The sequence below is a fragment of the Paraburkholderia phytofirmans PsJN genome (genome assembly GCF_000020125.1).
GTDB classification, from domain to species: Bacteria; Pseudomonadota; Gammaproteobacteria; order Burkholderiales; family Burkholderiaceae; genus Paraburkholderia; species Paraburkholderia phytofirmans.
This window is the reverse complement of record NC_010676.1, coordinates 2,961,492-2,976,527: the sequence shown is the minus strand read 5'-3', so window position 1 is coordinate 2,976,527 and position 15,036 is coordinate 2,961,492. Positions and strand designations below refer to the sequence as shown.

Here is a 15,036-nt window from a genome sequence, read left to right as displayed (position 1 = left end):
TCGCGCAGACCTTCGGCGTGGCCGACACGTGAGCCTCAGTCGGCACGATCATCTCAGCGACTATTCCAGTCTTTATTTTTTCGCCGCGATCTGCCTCAAACAGCGTGTGTCCTGCTATTGGCGCTCGCGATTGCGTTCTTTTACGTGTGGAGCGTGGAATTAACGAACGCTTACGGCGCGGTCTACCTTGGCGTCGTAATGACAGTCGCGCGTCCGTTTATGTGGCTGAACCTGCTGCGCGTGGTTCCCGCGCGAGTAGCCGCCAGTGGGCAATACCCTCAACCCGTTGTCGGCATCATTGCTGCGTCAGTCATGTTCGGTGGTCAGAGCCGAGGCCGATCCAGCGTGACCCACTGCTGCACTGACGCTCGTTCCCATTGATGCGCTGCGTACGACGCCAACTTTGCGGGGACGTCGTCGCCATTCATGACGAGGCGATTTAGCATCAAGGCCAGGTCGGTGTCAGCGATGCACCAGTCGCCGAACAGGTTGGATGCATCGTTTGAGAGAAGCCGATCTGCCGCGAAGTATAGCTTCTGCACGGCGAGCTGCGCCTTGGCACTAAAAGGCGGGGCCTGCCTTTTGTAGAACACGACCTCCGTCGAGCGCTCCTGACGAATGGGCATCAGGTCGCTTCTGAGCCACGCCTGGAGTTGGCGTGCCCTAGCCCTGAGATGCCGATCCTGCGGATAAACGAGCGTCTCAGCGAAAGTATCGTCCAGGTACTCAGTAATCGCCGATGACTCGGAAAGCGCAAAAGCGCCATGCGTTAATGTGGGCACGCGCTGAGTCAATGATTTAGCGGCGTAGCTCTCTTCATGGTTGGCGTCAGTCCCGAGGTCCACCGCGAACAGCTCAAAAGGCAGTTGCTTCTCCTGAAGAGCGACAAACACGGACATCGCGTACGGGCTTGCGAATTGTGCATCGGCATACAAACGAAGGGAGCCCTCAAACATGGCGCTATCCTGACAGTGGGTTAATTTGCGGATCGGTGAACGCGAGGCGAACGAGGAACTCGTCGATTGTTAGCGATCTTGGGCCTGATGTCGAACGGCCGCTCGTGGCCGAACGCGGTCCGATGCAGGCCTCAATTGATCGCTGATCGCAGCAGATATGCGAAAGGCATAATTCGACCCAACCCGGCCGAATGAATGAGCCAAACATACGACCGCTTTCGCGAGAACTACCGTCATCTGAACGGGCGCGCAAACAACACGGCACACCGGATCAAGTCCGCGGTGGGTCCGCTTCGTGATCGTGCAAGGCCCGATGCATTTCAATCTGGTCGAGGTGATCCACGACCCACGTTGCAAGCTCTATCAGCGGCAAGGACACTGACCCGCCGAGCGCGGTCAGCGCGTACTCGACTTGCGGCGGGACAGTCGGATGGACGGTCCGCGTCACCATTCCGTCGCGCTCCAACGCCTTCAGCGTGCGGGTCAGCATCTGCTGGGAAATTCCACCAATCAAGCGTTTCAGCTCGTTAAAGCGCCGCGGCTGCTGCGCCAGCATTGTGATTGTGAGGATCGTCCACTTGTCACCCATGCGGCCAAGGATCTGGTTGACCCTCTGGCAGGACGGATTCGTGCCAGGTTGGCTCGGAGCGGTTGCAGGCATACGCATGTGACTAGGCCTCGAAGCTATGCGTTCTTGTGAGTAGTCAGTCTATCAAGCATAGTCGGTCATTGAAACATACCACCCCAATGGAGTTCGCAATGACTAGCAAGAAAACCATCGCGCTGTTCGGCGCCGGCACCGGTCTCGGAGCTTCCCTTGCGCACCGGTTCGGAAGCGCGGGGTATCGCGTTGCGCTCGTCGCGCGGCGTGCCGCGCCGCTAGAGGAGCGAGTAGCCGCACTGGCTGTCGCCGGTATCGAGGCGGTCGCCTTTCCTGCCGATCTCACCGATCTCGACGGCATTCCCGCGCTCGTCCGTTCGGTCAAGGATCGGCTCGGCGCTATCGATGTGGCCGTCTTTGCGCCAGCCCCATCCGATGCGAGCTTTGTCCCGGCAGTGGACCTCGATGCGTCGACACTACAGTCCATGGCCAACATCTTCACGTTCGCGCCTGTGGAGGTATCGCATGCGGTGCTTCCGGGCATGCTCGCCCGCGGCGATGGCGCGATCGTGATCGTCGGCGGGCTGACGGCCGTGGTGACGAGGCCTGGCATGAGTGGTGTTGGCCCCCTCATGGCGGCCACGCGCAACTACGTGCTTACGCTCAATGCAGAGGTGGCGTCCAGGGGCGTTTATGCCGGGATGGTGAACATCGGCGCGGTCATTGATCGCTCGACGGGCTTGCGTGCCATGACCGCCAGCGGCGCAGCGCTCGACCCGAATCTTCCGGTCATCGACCCGGACACAATTGCTGAAGAAATTCAGACCCTCGTCGCGAGGCGCGATCGGGTCGAGTCGATTCTTCCGCCTTTGCCCCAGTCGTGATTCGGGGGGCACTATGCTGAGAATCGACCTTTATACGGAAATCACCTGCCCATGGTGTATCGTTGGCCAGCATCGCCTCGACAAAGTGTTGGCCGAGCGCTTTCCCGAACTCCTCGTGGGCATTCACCACCACCCGGTCTTGCTGCTTCCGGACGCGCCCGCGAGCGGACTTTACATTCCAGATCTGCTTCGCATCCGTTACGGCATAACCGATCCGAAGGTGGCGTTTGCGCGGCCGGAGGCCGAGGCTCGCGCTTCGGGTCTATCCCTTGATCTTGGTCGCCAGCGTATGGCCTATCCCACGCAAGCGGCGCACGCGCTCATTCTGGCCGCACGCGAACACGGTACACAGCACCGGCTCGCCGTAGCGATTACGAACGCCTATTTTCTTGACGCGAAGAATATCGGAAGCGCTGACGTGCTGGCAGACATCGCCTCCGGACATGGATTTGAGTACGCCGAAGCCCGCGCCATTGCACTTGACCCGGCCGAGTACAGGCGCGTCGAGCAGGAGGCAGCAAACTCCGCCGCCGCAGGGGTGCGCTCGGTTCCTCACTTCGTCTTCGGGGGACGCATCGCGATCAACGGCGGCCGTAGCGAAGACGAGATCGCATCGTCGCTGCAGGAAGCCACGAGATTCATCGCTTCAAACCGTGTAGAACATGGATAACTGTTCTGGCGGGGTGCAACGCATGACGGATGTAACTTGGTAAACGGTCGGTAACGGCATTAAGTTGAATGGCGGTCAATGGTCGAGTTGAGCCCGACGACGACGGGCTCTGATCGTTTAGGGTTATTCGATGCCTGCCGTCGGCCCCAGGAACGTGACGGTACCTCGGCGCGTGCCGGCAGGCGTCGAATAAGCCCGATGGAGGAAACCGCGGAGTGCCCCAATGCGGTTGGAGGTTTCGCGGCTATGGCGATTGATAGCGCGGGATGTTCAGTGATGTCGGGTGCGACACAGTCTGGCGAGAAGCCGGTCGGGCACTAACGCCATCGCGACGCGGTGCAGTTGCGTATTCGGGATGATGAAGCGGGCGCACGAAGCACATCGCGAAGCGACGCGCGCATACGTCCGTTCGTGGGCCGCGTCGCCGCAAAGCCAACGTTGGACAGGCAGTTCGAGGAGCCGTGAGGTTCATGGCTGATCCAGGCGCATGGGCGGTGCGCGGATCGGGGCGCTGCGCGCGAGGATGTCGATGACGATCATCGGTGCGCCGCAGTGCCGGCAGATGAAGACGGGCCGGGTTTCGATGATGGCGTGGTCCGGTGATGGGCTGGTCGCGGGTGCGATGTGCAGCAGATCGCGCACCCGCGCGAGTCTGGCGCGGCGCACCGGGTTGGCGAGCAATCCGTAGTGACGGATGCGATGGAAGCCACTGGGCAGCACATGGAGCAGGAAGCGGCGCATGAATTCGCCGGTTTCGAGGGTCATGGTCTTGTAGCGGGTGCGTCCCTTTGCACGGTAGTCCTTCCAGCGGAACGTCACACCGCGCTCATCGAAGGCGACGAGGCGCTGGTTGGAGATGGCGACGCGGTGCGTGTAGCGTGAGAGGTACTCGAGCACCGCTTCCGGTCCGGCGAACGGGCGTTTGGCGTAGACCACCCATTCGCAGGTACGTAGCGGCGCAAGCCACCGGGCAAAGGTAGCGGGATCAGCGAGGCCGGTGTACTCGCCGAAGAACTGCAACTGGCCGCGCCTGTGGGCGTCTGCGAGTGCTTCGAGGAAGCGGCGCCGGAACAGGCGTGAGAGGACGCGCACGGGCAGGAAGAAGCCGGGGCGGCAGGCGATCCAGCGCTCACCGTCAGGCGACAGTCCGCCACCGGGTACGATGCCGTGCACATGCGGGTGATGCGTCAGCGCCGAGCCCCAGGTGTGCAGTACGAGCGTGGCGCCAATCTGGGCGCCGAGATGCCTGGGATCCCCGGCGATCGTGCGCAGCGTGTCAGCGGCGATGTCGAGCAGCAGGCCGTAGATGATCCGTTTGTTATAGCAGGCGATGGCGCTGATGGGTGCGGGAAGCGTGAAGACGACGTGGAAGTACTCGACAGGTAGCAGATCGGCCTGGCGTGCCTCCAGCCAGCGGTGTGCGGCACTGGCCTGGCACTTCGGGCAATGCCGGTTCCGGCACGAGTTGAAGGACACCTCTGTCATTGTGCAGCCTGAACAGCGCAGCACATGTCCGCCCAGTGCCGCGGTGCGGCACCGTTCGATGGCCGACATGACCTTCAGCTGCCCCAGGCTCAGATGTGTCGTGGCTCGCCACGCCGGCCCGTGGCTGCGGAAGATGTCCGCAACCTCCAGCATGAGATGCTGCAGGGTATGGGCTTATCCAGGAGGCAGGCGGTCCAGTGGACTGGTGACTTCATGCAGCAGGTCGGTGGCCACCTGCACATAAAGTGCGGTGTTCTCAAGCTTGGCGTGGCCGAGCAGAACCTGGATCACGCGGATGTCGACCTTCTGTTCGAGGAGATGCGTCGCAAAACTGTGGCGCAAGGTATGCATGGATACACGCTTGTCGATGTGCGCGGCTTCGGCGGCGGCATGAATGGCGCGGTTCAACTGTCGCGTGCTCAACTGGTCGAGTGGATCGAGCCCGGGAAACAGCCACCCGCCGTCAAACATCTTGCCCTGCGCACGGGCCATGCGCCACCATACGCGCAGCCGCTCGAGCAGCACCGGCGAGAGCATGGCGTAGCGGTCGCGGCGGCCCTTGCCCTGCTCGATACGCAGTGTCATGCGTTCGCTGTCGACGTCGGTGACCTTCAGCGCTACGACTTCACTTGCGCGCAGCCCGGCACCGTAGGCGACTGACAGCGCAGTCTGGTGCTTGAGGTTGCCGGCTGCCTCGATCAGCCGCCGCACTTCGTCGGGACTGAGCACGACGGGCAATATGCGGGGAACGCGCACCGGCTGCATCCTGACTATCAGCTCGGGCCGGTCGAGCGTGACCGTGAAGAAGAACTTCAGGCCGGTGATCGCGTGGTTCAGCGACACGGCCGATGTGCCGTGATCGACCAGATAGAGCTGGTAGCGGCGCAGGTCCTCGACGGTGGCCGTGTCAGGTGAGCGCCCGAGAAACCGGGCGAACTCACGCACGATGTGCAGATAGATGTCCTGCGTCTTGGGAGCAAGCTGGCGCATGCGCATGTCGTCGATCATGCGCTGGCGCAATGGGCTGACGTTTGCCGGTAAGGAGGTCATGATTCGGCTCCTGTTGAAGAGCGAGGCGGATTGCCTCGTTCGCCAACATAAACCGCGTGACCGGCTTGACCTTCACCTCCAGCGTCGGATCGTAGCCCCTACCGCGCGAGCGGTTTAGTCCATCGACCCACACCTGTCCTTCCGCTGATGTATCGAAATGTCAGCGTGTTACGCAAAAACGGCCCTTGCAGGAGGGCGCCCGTGGAGATCAGGCCGTCAAGACTGCGTTGTCAGTCGTGGCTGATCAAGGGCGGCCTTTCTGCCCCCGACTCGATCAAAAATCTTTAGCATGCAGCGCGGGCAGCGTGGTCATGCGATCACGAGTTGGCTGTGCATCAGTCTCACGCAGCAGTGCGTCCTCCGTTGACCCGAAGCACTTCTCCGGTCATAAAACTCGCTTTATCCGACGCCACAAAAACGATTGCATCCGCAATCTCCTCAGGCGTTCCCGCACGTTTAAGCGGCACGGAAGCGAGCATCGCGGCCTTGCCCGATTCGGAACCCGTTATGCGGTCAAGCATTTCAGTCTGTATGGGCCCCGGAGCTACCGCGTTGACTCGAATATTGATCGCCGCCGTCTCGAGTGCGGCGGATTTCGTCAGGCCCTCGACCGCATGCTTGCTGGCGACATAAAGTGCGTTATGGGGAGCGCCGCGAATACCCATCGTTGACGATACATTGACAATGCTTCCGCCGCCCTGGGCTGCCATGACGCGGATTTCATGCTTGAGCGCCAGCCACGTGCCGAGAACATTCGTATCGAAAACAAAAGCGTATTGATCGATGTTCTGTTCGACGATCGGTGCCGGGTCGCCCTCGTAACCGGCGCTGTTCACCGCAATGTCCAGACGACCAAAACGGGAAATCACCCGATCGACCAGGCCTTGAACCTGGTCCTCGAAACGCACGTCTGCCTGCACAAATTCCACTTCGGCACCCGACGAACGCAGTTGCTCTGCCAGCTTCCTGCCTTCTTCGATTCGACGGCCCGAGATGACCAGCCGAGCTTTCTCTTTTGCAAAGGCAATGGCTGTTGCGCGACCAATTCCAGAAAGCGCGCCAGTCACAAGTACTACAGGTGAATCGTTCATTTTCCGACTCCTTTGACAACCAGTTAGAAGGTTCAAAGCTATCCGAGCCACGAAACGGTAAGCTGCGTCACGTGGCTCGTATTGCGTCACGCGCTATAGCCACCGTCGACGGGAATGATTGCGCCGGTAATGAAGCTCGCAGCCGGGCTGGCGACGAAGGCGATTACCGAGGCGATCTCTTCAGGCCGACCGAAGCGCCCGAGCGCAGTGGCGGCTGCCTGCGCCTCGGCAAAGGGACTGTCATCAGGATTCATTTCGGTATTCGTCGAACCGGTGCCGATAACATTCACAGTAATGCCCTTCGGGCCGAGATCTCGCGCGGCGCCTTTGCTGTAGCCTTCAATCGCACGCTTCGTTGCGCTGTAGTCAGCAAGGCCAGGCCAGGTTGATCGCCAGGCGAGGGCCGACGAAATGGAGATAATCCGGCCGCCACTATCCATCACCCGCGACGCTTCCCGGATTGCGGTGACCACGGCTTCGTAATTGATCTTCACTTGTCTCTCGAAGGCCGATGTATCAGCGGTCTCGGCTACCGTACCTGTGACGAAAACGGCGGCGTTATTGACGAGAATGTCGATCCGGCCCAACCGCTCGATAACTTCCGCAATCAATGCCTTGACCGCTTTTGCATCCGCCTGGTCCGCCTTCAGAGCAATAGCCTTTCCACCGGAGGCTTCGATCCTTGCAATGACCTCTTGGGCCGCGGCCTCACTGCTGGAATAACTGAGCGCTACGGTGGCGCCTTCCGCAGCGAGCTGGATGGCGGTTGCGGCGCCAATTCCGCGTGAGCCGCCGGTCACAAGAGCGATCTTTCCTTGAAGAGTATTTGCCATGATTCTGTCCATTCAATAGAGGATGAGTCGCGGGCAGTTAGATTGCCCGCATGTTTTTCACAACGCTGGAACTGCGAGATGAAACTTCGTCGCGCGGGAGTTCGCTATAGGCGGCTGCCGCAAATTACGGAGTGACGACGATCCTGCCGAAATGCTGGTTCTTTTCCAGTTCGCGATGCGCTTCGACGATTTGTTTGAACCGGAGGTACTTTGAGATGGTTGCGTTCGCAGCATCGGGAGCGGTGTCACTTCGTTGCTTAACGCGCCATAGATCATTACCGCGCCACCCGGCGCCAAGGCGCCCGCGGACTCGTAGCCCAGCCGGCCAGGAAGATTGGCCGGTTCGACGTAGATGCCCGTGCGCCACATCCATTCCGCACGGTTCAAGCCGATCGCCTTGACGGCGATACGGATCTCATCCGGTCCCGGCTCTGGCAATGGGATGTCCTCGATCTTCAGAACATCGGGTGCGCCATATTCGGCAAAGGTGACGATGCGTGCCATGGAGAACTCCTCGATCGGACAATTAAATCAGGCGGCCGCGCGGGGTTCGTGCGGAAAGAAACGATTGGAAGGCCGGGGTAGGCCGAGATGCTCGCGCAATGTGCTTCCTTCATATTCGCGCCTGAACAAACCGCGTCGCTGCAGCTCCGGGACTAGCCTGTCGACCACCTCGTCGAGGCCGCCCGGAATCCAGGGGAACATGAGGTTAAAGCCATCCGAGGCCTCAGTCTCCAGCCACTCCTGCATCTCGTCGGCGATCGATGTCGCGGTGCCGACGAAGGCGAAACCCGAATAGCTGCCGGCGGCGCGCGCGAGCTCCCGAATCGTCAGACCCTTCTCCCGGGCGAGATTGACCATGCGCTCGCGCTGCGAGCGCCCAGCTTCAGTCTCCGGGATCTCCGGCAGTGGTCCATCGGGATCATGGCCGGAAACGTCGAATCCAAGCATCGAGTTGAGAGAGCCGATGCCACTGTCGTAGTGGATGAGGCTATCTAGCATCGCGCGGCGCTCGATAGCCTCATCCATGCTGTGAGCTACGACGACGAAAGCGCCGGGCAGGTAACGCAGCGCGTCGGGTGTACGGCCGATCGAAACCATGCGCGAACGTATATCGGCATTGAAGCTGCGAGCGGCCTCTATCGACGGCGGAGCACCGAAAATGACTTCAGCGGTTTCCGCCGCGAGCTGACGGCCTGCCGGCGACGCACCAGCTTGAACAATCACAGGCCAGCCCTGCGGAGGCCGTGCGATGTTGAGCGGGCCGCGCACTTTCAGTGAGGGACCTTTGTGACTGATCGCATGGATTCGTGCCGGATTGACGAAGACCCCGCTTTCGGTGTCCCTGACGAAGGCGTCATCGGCGAAGCTGTCCCACAGGCCCGTGACGACATCGACAAACTCCCGTGCAAGCTCGTAGCGATCGTCATGATCCATCTGGGACTCGTAGCCGAAGTTGAGGGCCGCGTCGGGGTTCGCCGTCGTCACCACGTTCCAGCCGGCCCGGCCGCCGCTGATGTGGTCCAGCGACGCAAACCGCCTGGCAATGTGGTAAGGCGCATCGAAGGTTGTCGAGGCCGTTGCGATCAGCCCGATCCGCTCAGTCACCGCCGACAGCGCCGAGAGCAGCGTGAACGGTTCGAATGACGTCACCGTGTGGCTCCTCATAAGAGCTGCGATTGGCATGTTCAATAACGCCAGGTGGTCGGCCATGAAGAAGGCATCGAACTTCGCCGCTTCCAGTCGCCGGATCGAACGACGCATCTGGTCGAGGCTGAAATTCGCATGCGGGTCGGCGCCCGGATAGCGCCACGCACCCGTGTGGATGGCCGCCGGTCGCATGAATGCACCGAGGTGGAGTTGGCGAGGTTTAGCCATCTGTCGTTCCGTCGCGTCAGGTGCCGCTGGCTCGATTGACGAGTCAGCGGCGGGTTTCAGGCGTCGAGGAAGGTCGTCGCATTGGCGACGAACAACTCCGGATACTGATAAATCGAGCCGTGATTGGAGTCCGGATAGACGATCAGCTGCGCGTTCGGCAGATGCTGCTGGAGCGTGAACGAATGCCTTGTCGGAATAATGACGTCGTTGCTGCCTTGGACGATCAACACGGGCTGCCGGATCCCTTTCAGATACTCCAACGCGCTATCGTTCGGCACATGCCATTTGCCGATCGCCTCGCCCTGGGCGGCAAGGGTTTGTGCGCTTACTTGCGGATCGCGATCCTGACGGCGCAGCTTGCGCTCGAGAAAGGCAAGGCCGGCCTTCTGGCTGGCTTCGGACGGTCCGAAATGAACAGAAAGCCACAGATGTTCGGGCGGGTCATAGCTGCCGGCGAAGATTTCCGCAGAGCGGCTTTCCGACATGTCCTGCGAACGATGCCCGGTGCCGACGAGGATGACCTTGCGGACAAGGTTACCGCCCTGCAGCGCAATCTCCTGCGCCACGAAGCCCCCAATCGAAATGCCAAGCACGTCGACCTGCGTCAGACCCAGCGCGCGAATGAAGGCGATCGCATTGGCACCCATCTCCTGGAAACTCGTCGGAGTTTCGCCTGAAGAACTGGAGACGCCGGCATTGTTGAACAGGATCACTTCGCGATCCTTTGCAAAACCATCGGTCACTGCCGGATCCCAGTGGTCCAGGGTGCCGGTGTAATGCTGATTGAAGACAAGCGGCAAACCACCCTGTTTGCCGAACCGGCGGTAGGCGAAGCGGATGCCGTTGGCCTCGACGAATTGGGTCGGTGCTGTATCGTGACTGATGCTGTTCATGGTTTAATCCTCTGTGCTCCGACGAGCCAGCCAGGAAGGTGACGGCCTGTCGGAATTGACGGTTTCGTGCTGCTACGGTGTCAATATAGAGGGCGGCCACGCCAGACACTAGCCATGAAACGAGGTTATGATCTATCCGGAATGTGCATAGATAGAACATCAGACGCCCGGAGGAAAATGATGGACATCAACGCGTTGCGGATTTTCTGCCGGGTCGCTCGACTGCAAAGTTTTTCCGCCGCCGCGCGCGAACTGTCGATCTCGCAATCGCAGGCCTCGCGCGCTGTTTCGGACATCGAGGCCGAGTTGGGTACGCTTCTATTGGCGAGGACGACGCGCGCCGTTATTCCGACGGAGGCAGGCGCCGACTATCTCATCCGCGTCGAGGCCGTGCTCGACCAGCTTGACGATGCCGGACAGAGTGTCCGGCAGGACGAACTTCGCGGAACGCTGCGCGTCGGGATGCCGACCAGTGCCGGCGTGCGCGAGGTCATCCCCCGGCTTCCCCGTTTTGCTGAACGTCATCCGCTGCTGCGGATCGACGTGGTGCTCGACGACCGTCGCCAGGACCTAGTCCGGGACGCGGTCGATGTCGCCATCCGGATAGGAACCCTGCCGGACTCCAATGCGACGGCGCGTCTGCTCACCAGCTACGCACGGATGATCGTCGCCTCCCCTGCATATCTCGCCCGATGCGGCACGCCCCTGTCTCCGGACGCGCTCGTCGGTCACCGGATCGTCTATGGACCCGCGGCCACTGTCAGCACCGCCTGGACGTTCACGCGCAAGGGGATAACCAGCAATGTGCCGATAGAGCCCAATATATCGTTCAGCGACAACGAGGGCGCGGTTGCAGCCGTGAAGGCTGGCTTGGGTATAACCTCGTTAGGATACTGGGCCTGCCGCGAGGAACTCGAGGAAGGATCGCTCGTGCCGATCCTCACCGACTGGTCGATGGTCGGCACCAAGGTGCATGCCTATTTCCCCCTCGGCCGCGCGACCCGGACGGCGGCCCGCGCCTTCATCAATTTCTTGCTGGACGAGTTTAGCGACAGCGTCGACGTGACACGCGCTGGATGATGCCGCAGCATGTCAACCATGCGTTTGCCGCGTGTCGATGGGTGACGGTTCATCGCTCGCTAACAGTCGATCATCGGAGGCTTCCGGGTGTCTCCTTGTGGCCGAATACGCCCTCACGCCGCCCGCATAAGCGGCACGGACCTCGGCAGACGGGGCACCACGCGGTTCAAAGCGAGCAGGCGGGCGAGACCCACTAAAATCTTTTCCGGAAGACTGTCGATTTTCGACCATCAGATTCGTCGTCAGGGTATCCCCCACCACACGGACCTACTATGAAATACCTCGGCTTGGCCTACTTCACTCCTGAACAATTCGCCGCCATGGCACCAGACGACGTCAAGGCATTGGTAAGCCAATGCCCCGCGTTGGACGAGAAAATGCGGGCTACCGGCAAGGTTCTGATTTCCGCGTCGCTTGGTGATCTGGACACGTGGCGGACGCTTCGCCCGCGCGGCGGCAAGACACACGTCTCCGATGGACCGTACACCGAGGCGAAGGAAGTGGTGGGCGGCCTGTTCGTCATCGAGGCGGATAGCCTCGACGAGGCGTTGCGCCTCGCGTCCATGCACCCGGCCGCCACGCTTGGCGAAGAAGGCGGATGGGCCGTCGAGCTTATCCCTTTGGATTTCTACTTGGCCCGTTGAGGGCTTGAACGTCCGTCTCATGAATGCGTTGTCGCGCTACAAACGCCTTCGCGACGTCGGGAGCCGTCACGGCGATGGCGACTCCTGGCCGAGCGGCAACGCACACATACAAACCGTCTCGGTCGCTCGACGCCTGGCTGTTTTAACGTCTCTTTTTCAGGCGAAGGAGACGTTCAGTAATCCAGTTGTCAAGACGTCAGCATGCCTTCCAGAAGTCACTTCGTAACGCGCCCAACGTTAAGAATCCCTGCCGGATCCAGCAACGCCTTAAGCTTCCCCATAAGGTCGAGTTCGGGTGCAGAGCGGCTGTAATGCAAAAACGGCTGCTTGATCACACCGATGCCATGTTCCGCGGAAATACAACCTTGCACATCGTTGACGGCCGCATAGATCAGTTCTTCGACTTTCAGCAAATCGGCAGCGTCCGCATACGGACCGGATAGCAGATGCAGATTGCCATCGCCGAGATGGCCGAAGAAAAGATGGGCCTGCTGCGAGAAGCGTTCGTTCAACGCCGCGCGCGCATCTTCAACAAAGCCGTTCATCCGATCCATCGGTATGCCGATGTCAAACGCCGCGTGAGGCTTGAGTTTCGACAGCAATTCGCCGACCGTCTCGCGGTAAGCCCATAGCTGCTTTGCGTGTTCGATGGATTGCGCAATGATTACGTCCTGAACAATGCCGTCGTCGAGCATCCGTTCTAGCGAATGTTCGAGCGCGCGCCGGTCGTCATCATCGGACTCACCCAGTGTTTCGATCAGCACGTACACCGGATACGTGTCGCCGAACGGCGCCTTCAGATGCGCAATATCCATCGCCGCGCTCATGAAGTCCTGCCACATCAGTTCGAATGAAGAGAGATTCGCCAGCCGTGCGCGCAGGTACTTCAGCAGGCGCGTTGCGTCGTCGAACGATGCGACCGCGCACAATGCCGTATTCACCGCCGAAGGCTTCGGCTCCAGCTTCAGCACAATTCGCGTGATGACGCCCAGTGTGCCTTCGGAGCCGATAAAAAGCTGCTTGAGATCGATGCCCGTCGTATTCTTCGTGACGCGGTTCATCATCGACAGCATCGTGCCGTCGGGCAGCGCGACTTCGAGCCCGAGAATCAGATCGCGCATTGTGCCGAAGCGGATTACCCGGTTGCCGCCCGCATTTGTCGCCGCATTGCCGCCGATCTGGCACGTGCCGCGCGCGCCGAGATCGAGCGGAAAGAACCATCCTTCCGCTTCGACGAACGTCTGCAACTGTTCGAGCGGTACACCGGCCTGTACAGTGAGCGTTCCGCCGATCCTGTCGAATGATTCGATCGCATTGACACGCGCAAGCGACAACGCCACTTCACCCGCTTGCGGCGTCGCGCCGCCTGCCAGCCCCGTCAATCCGCCCTGCACGACGACAGCTTGTCGATGCTCACCCAGCACGCGCAACGCGCGTGCAACATCTTCCGGATTGCGTGGCAACAAGGTCATTCGTGGCCGCATACGCGGCGCGTCGCTCCAGTCGCCCGCGTGCGCTTCGGCAACGGCTGCGTCGAGTGAAACGCAATCCGCACCCAGTATTTCTACAAGCGCGTTATAAAGCGCGTCGGTATCGTGTCGATGCATGTAGTTCTTATCTCCCGATTTCATTGCGTCACACGTTCTAACTGTCCGCCAAAGCGGCCAACGAACAGGCCTGCAATCAACGCGATTAAAGCAACGCCCGTCAGGAAGATGCCGGGCGCCGTCAATGCCCCCGTGTGATGCAGCAATTGCGTGATGACCAGCGGCGTAATACCCGTGAAGATCACGGTCGCAAGATTGAGCGATAGCGCGATGCCGCTGAAACGCACGTTAGTCGGAAAGAGATCTGCGAGCAGATACGCATACGCGCCGTTCACAAAGCCGCCGACAACGCCAATCACCACGAACGCAAACAATGGATCGATCTCATGTGCTGCAATGAGCCGATAAAGCGGATAGCTGCCAAGCAGCATCACAAGCGATCCGATACGATGCCAATGGCGCGAAGGCACTGAATCGCCAAGCCATGCAAAGAACAGCAGCGAAGCCGACATCGTCGCGATGCCGAGGTTCTGCCCGGCGCTGACTGCCGTGGGCGCGTAGTGCAGGACCGTCGTCAGATACGACGGCAGCACGATGAACAGAATACTGTTCGACGCGTTCACGATTCCCGCGACGCCGACACCGATCGCGACCTGCTTCGGGTAATCGCTCAGCACTTTCCGGAATGGACGCTTGACCTTGTGGCTCTTGAGCCGCTGATATTCATTCGACTCTTCCAGCGACGTGCGTAGCCAGTACGACACCAGGCCGATCACGCCGCCGAAGATAAACGCGATACGCCAGCCATAGGCCAACACATCGGCAGCACTCAGCAGCGCATGCAAAGCGAGGCTGATCAGCGTCGCTGTCAGCACGCCGGAATTCAGGCATAAGATAACCAGGCCGCTCACCAGACTCGCGCGCGCTGGGATCTCTTCGACCACATAGGTAATCGAACACGGCAATTCGCCCGCCAGAAAGAAGCCTTGCGCGAGACGCAGCAGCACCAGAAGCACGGGCGCCAATACGCCGATCGATGCATAACCCGGAATCAGTCCGATACCGATCGTCGCCGCCGACATCGCGAGTACGGACACGAGAAAGATCACGCGCCGCCCGTAGCGATCGCCGAGACTGCTGAGCACGATGCCGCCCAGAGGACGCGACACATAACCGATCGCGAACACGCTGAACGTACTGATTAACGACGCGAGCGGATCGGTAGCGGGAAAAAACTGGCGGGCGATTTCGCGCGCGAATATGCCATAGATGATGAAGTCGTAAATCTCCAGCGAGCCGCCGAGGCTCGCGAGAATCACCGTCTTCCACTTCCGCTTTATCGCTGGTTGGCGTGGAACCGCCGCGAGGTCTGCTGAGGCCATCGAATTGTCTCCGTCATCGTTTTTGTCTGTGTGTTCGTGCAA

15 protein-coding genes are annotated in these 15,036 nt (G+C 60.5%); 4 read left to right on the top strand and 11 right to left on the bottom strand.

The genetic code is table 11. The annotated features are described in order from the left end of the window. Positions 1–323 precede the first annotated feature (323 nt). Positions 324–956: a glutathione transferase gene (gene yfcF / locus BPHYT_RS32970; RefSeq protein WP_012428460.1), complete on the bottom strand. Its 633-nt coding sequence runs from the start codon at positions 954–956 to the stop codon at positions 324–326. Between the two features lie 271 nt (positions 957–1,227). Then, positions 1,228–1,545 carry a winged helix-turn-helix transcriptional regulator gene (locus BPHYT_RS32965; RefSeq protein ID WP_238535705.1) on the bottom strand — a complete coding sequence of 106 codons (318 nt, stop codon included), beginning with the start codon at positions 1,543–1,545 and terminating at the stop codon, positions 1,228–1,230. Positions 1,546–1,715: 170 nt separating this feature from the next. On the opposite strand from BPHYT_RS32965, the gene BPHYT_RS32960 reads away from it, so the two are divergent. Both BPHYT_RS32960 and BPHYT_RS32955 read left to right on the top strand, forming a co-directional pair. Continuing rightward, entirely contained in the window at positions 1,716–2,441 is a 726-nt protein-coding gene (locus BPHYT_RS32960; protein ID WP_012428458.1) for an SDR family NAD(P)-dependent oxidoreductase, read from the top strand. A 13-nt stretch (positions 2,442–2,454) separates the two neighbouring features. Beyond that, positions 2,455–3,111 (top strand): DsbA family oxidoreductase, encoded by a 657-nt coding sequence (locus BPHYT_RS32955; RefSeq protein ID WP_012428457.1) that lies wholly within the window; start codon positions 2,455–2,457, stop codon positions 3,109–3,111. A 468-nt stretch (positions 3,112–3,579) separates the two neighbouring features. Here the strand turns inward: BPHYT_RS32955 and BPHYT_RS32950 are convergent, their stop codons facing one another. The 7 genes from BPHYT_RS32950 to BPHYT_RS32920 form a co-directional block, all read right to left on the bottom strand. Continuing rightward, positions 3,580–4,749 (bottom strand): IS91 family transposase, encoded by a 1,170-nt coding sequence (locus tag BPHYT_RS32950; RefSeq protein ID WP_012428456.1) that lies wholly within the window; start codon positions 4,747–4,749, stop codon positions 3,580–3,582. Positions 4,750–4,770: 21 nt separating this feature from the next. Beyond that, positions 4,771–5,646 (bottom strand): site-specific integrase, encoded by an 876-nt coding sequence (locus BPHYT_RS32945; protein ID WP_012428455.1) that lies wholly within the window; start codon positions 5,644–5,646, stop codon positions 4,771–4,773. 341 nt (positions 5,647–5,987) lie between these two features. Next, the gene (locus tag BPHYT_RS32940) at positions 5,988–6,737 is read right to left on the bottom strand and encodes an SDR family NAD(P)-dependent oxidoreductase (RefSeq protein WP_012428454.1); all 750 of its coding nucleotides are present in this window, start codon (positions 6,735–6,737) and stop codon (positions 5,988–5,990) included. An 86-nt stretch (positions 6,738–6,823) separates the two neighbouring features. Continuing rightward, on the bottom strand, positions 6,824–7,570 hold the full coding sequence (locus BPHYT_RS32935) for an SDR family NAD(P)-dependent oxidoreductase (protein ID WP_012428453.1): 747 nt from the start codon (positions 7,568–7,570) through the stop codon (positions 6,824–6,826). Positions 7,571–7,627: 57 nt separating this feature from the next. Beyond that, positions 7,628–8,074 carry an MDR/zinc-dependent alcohol dehydrogenase-like family protein gene (locus tag BPHYT_RS32930; protein ID WP_012428452.1) on the bottom strand — a complete coding sequence of 149 codons (447 nt, stop codon included), beginning with the start codon at positions 8,072–8,074 and terminating at the stop codon, positions 7,628–7,630. 27 nt (positions 8,075–8,101) lie between these two features. After that, positions 8,102–9,448, bottom strand: coding sequence for an LLM class flavin-dependent oxidoreductase (locus BPHYT_RS32925; protein WP_012428451.1), 1,347 nt, complete (start codon positions 9,446–9,448; stop codon positions 8,102–8,104). 56 nt (positions 9,449–9,504) lie between these two features. Beyond that, positions 9,505–10,341: an alpha/beta fold hydrolase gene (locus tag BPHYT_RS32920; protein ID WP_012428450.1), complete on the bottom strand. Its 837-nt coding sequence runs from the start codon at positions 10,339–10,341 to the stop codon at positions 9,505–9,507. A 177-nt stretch (positions 10,342–10,518) separates the two neighbouring features. On the opposite strand from BPHYT_RS32920, the gene BPHYT_RS32915 reads away from it, so the two are divergent. Continuing rightward, the gene (locus BPHYT_RS32915; RefSeq protein ID WP_041759352.1) at positions 10,519–11,421 is read left to right on the top strand and encodes a LysR family transcriptional regulator; all 903 of its coding nucleotides are present in this window, start codon (positions 10,519–10,521) and stop codon (positions 11,419–11,421) included. 272 nt (positions 11,422–11,693) lie between these two features. Next, positions 11,694–12,065 carry a YciI family protein gene (locus BPHYT_RS32910; RefSeq protein WP_012428448.1) on the top strand — a complete coding sequence of 124 codons (372 nt, stop codon included), beginning with the start codon at positions 11,694–11,696 and terminating at the stop codon, positions 12,063–12,065. A gap of 215 nt (positions 12,066–12,280) precedes the next feature. On the opposite strand, the gene BPHYT_RS32905 is transcribed toward BPHYT_RS32910, so the two are convergent. Beyond that, the gene (locus tag BPHYT_RS32905; protein WP_012428447.1) at positions 12,281–13,696 is read right to left on the bottom strand and encodes an FAD-binding oxidoreductase; all 1,416 of its coding nucleotides are present in this window, start codon (positions 13,694–13,696) and stop codon (positions 12,281–12,283) included. Then, complete coding sequence (locus tag BPHYT_RS32900) at positions 13,693–14,994, bottom strand: MFS transporter (RefSeq protein ID WP_012428446.1); 1,302 nt, start codon at positions 14,992–14,994, stop codon at positions 13,693–13,695. The genes BPHYT_RS32905 and BPHYT_RS32900 overlap by 4 nt, the downstream gene beginning before the upstream one ends. Between the last annotated feature and the right edge of the window lie 42 nt (positions 14,995–15,036).

Excerpts from the sequence above, each read along its gene's own strand:
- BPHYT_RS32955 (WP_012428457.1), top strand. The coding sequence starts at position 2,455 with ATGCTGAGAATCGACCTTTATACGGAAATCACCTGCCCATGGTGTATC.
- BPHYT_RS32905 (WP_012428447.1), bottom strand. The coding sequence starts at position 13,696 with ATGAAATCGGGAGATAAGAACTACATGCATCGACACGATACCGACGCG.
- BPHYT_RS32965 (WP_238535705.1), bottom strand. The coding sequence starts at position 1,545 with ATGGGTGACAAGTGGACGATCCTCACAATCACAATGCTGGCGCAGCAG.
- yfcF (WP_012428460.1), bottom strand. The coding sequence starts at position 956 with ATGTTTGAGGGCTCCCTTCGTTTGTATGCCGATGCACAATTCGCAAGC.
- BPHYT_RS32915 (WP_041759352.1), top strand. The coding sequence starts at position 10,519 with ATGATGGACATCAACGCGTTGCGGATTTTCTGCCGGGTCGCTCGACTG.
- BPHYT_RS32940 (WP_012428454.1), bottom strand. The coding sequence starts at position 6,737 with ATGAACGATTCACCTGTAGTACTTGTGACTGGCGCGCTTTCTGGAATT.
- BPHYT_RS32935 (WP_012428453.1), bottom strand. The coding sequence starts at position 7,570 with ATGGCAAATACTCTTCAAGGAAAGATCGCTCTTGTGACCGGCGGCTCA.
- BPHYT_RS32920 (WP_012428450.1), bottom strand. The coding sequence starts at position 10,341 with ATGAACAGCATCAGTCACGATACAGCACCGACCCAATTCGTCGAGGCC.
- BPHYT_RS32945 (WP_012428455.1), bottom strand. The coding sequence starts at position 5,646 with ATGACCTCCTTACCGGCAAACGTCAGCCCATTGCGCCAGCGCATGATC.
- BPHYT_RS32900 (WP_012428446.1), bottom strand. The coding sequence starts at position 14,994 with ATGGCCTCAGCAGACCTCGCGGCGGTTCCACGCCAACCAGCGATAAAG.
- BPHYT_RS32960 (WP_012428458.1), top strand. The coding sequence starts at position 1,716 with ATGACTAGCAAGAAAACCATCGCGCTGTTCGGCGCCGGCACCGGTCTC.
- BPHYT_RS32910 (WP_012428448.1), top strand. The coding sequence starts at position 11,694 with ATGAAATACCTCGGCTTGGCCTACTTCACTCCTGAACAATTCGCCGCC.
- BPHYT_RS32950 (WP_012428456.1), bottom strand. The coding sequence starts at position 4,749 with ATGCTGGAGGTTGCGGACATCTTCCGCAGCCACGGGCCGGCGTGGCGA.
- BPHYT_RS32930 (WP_012428452.1), bottom strand. The coding sequence starts at position 8,074 with ATGGCACGCATCGTCACCTTTGCCGAATATGGCGCACCCGATGTTCTG.
- BPHYT_RS32925 (WP_012428451.1), bottom strand. The coding sequence starts at position 9,448 with ATGGCTAAACCTCGCCAACTCCACCTCGGTGCATTCATGCGACCGGCG.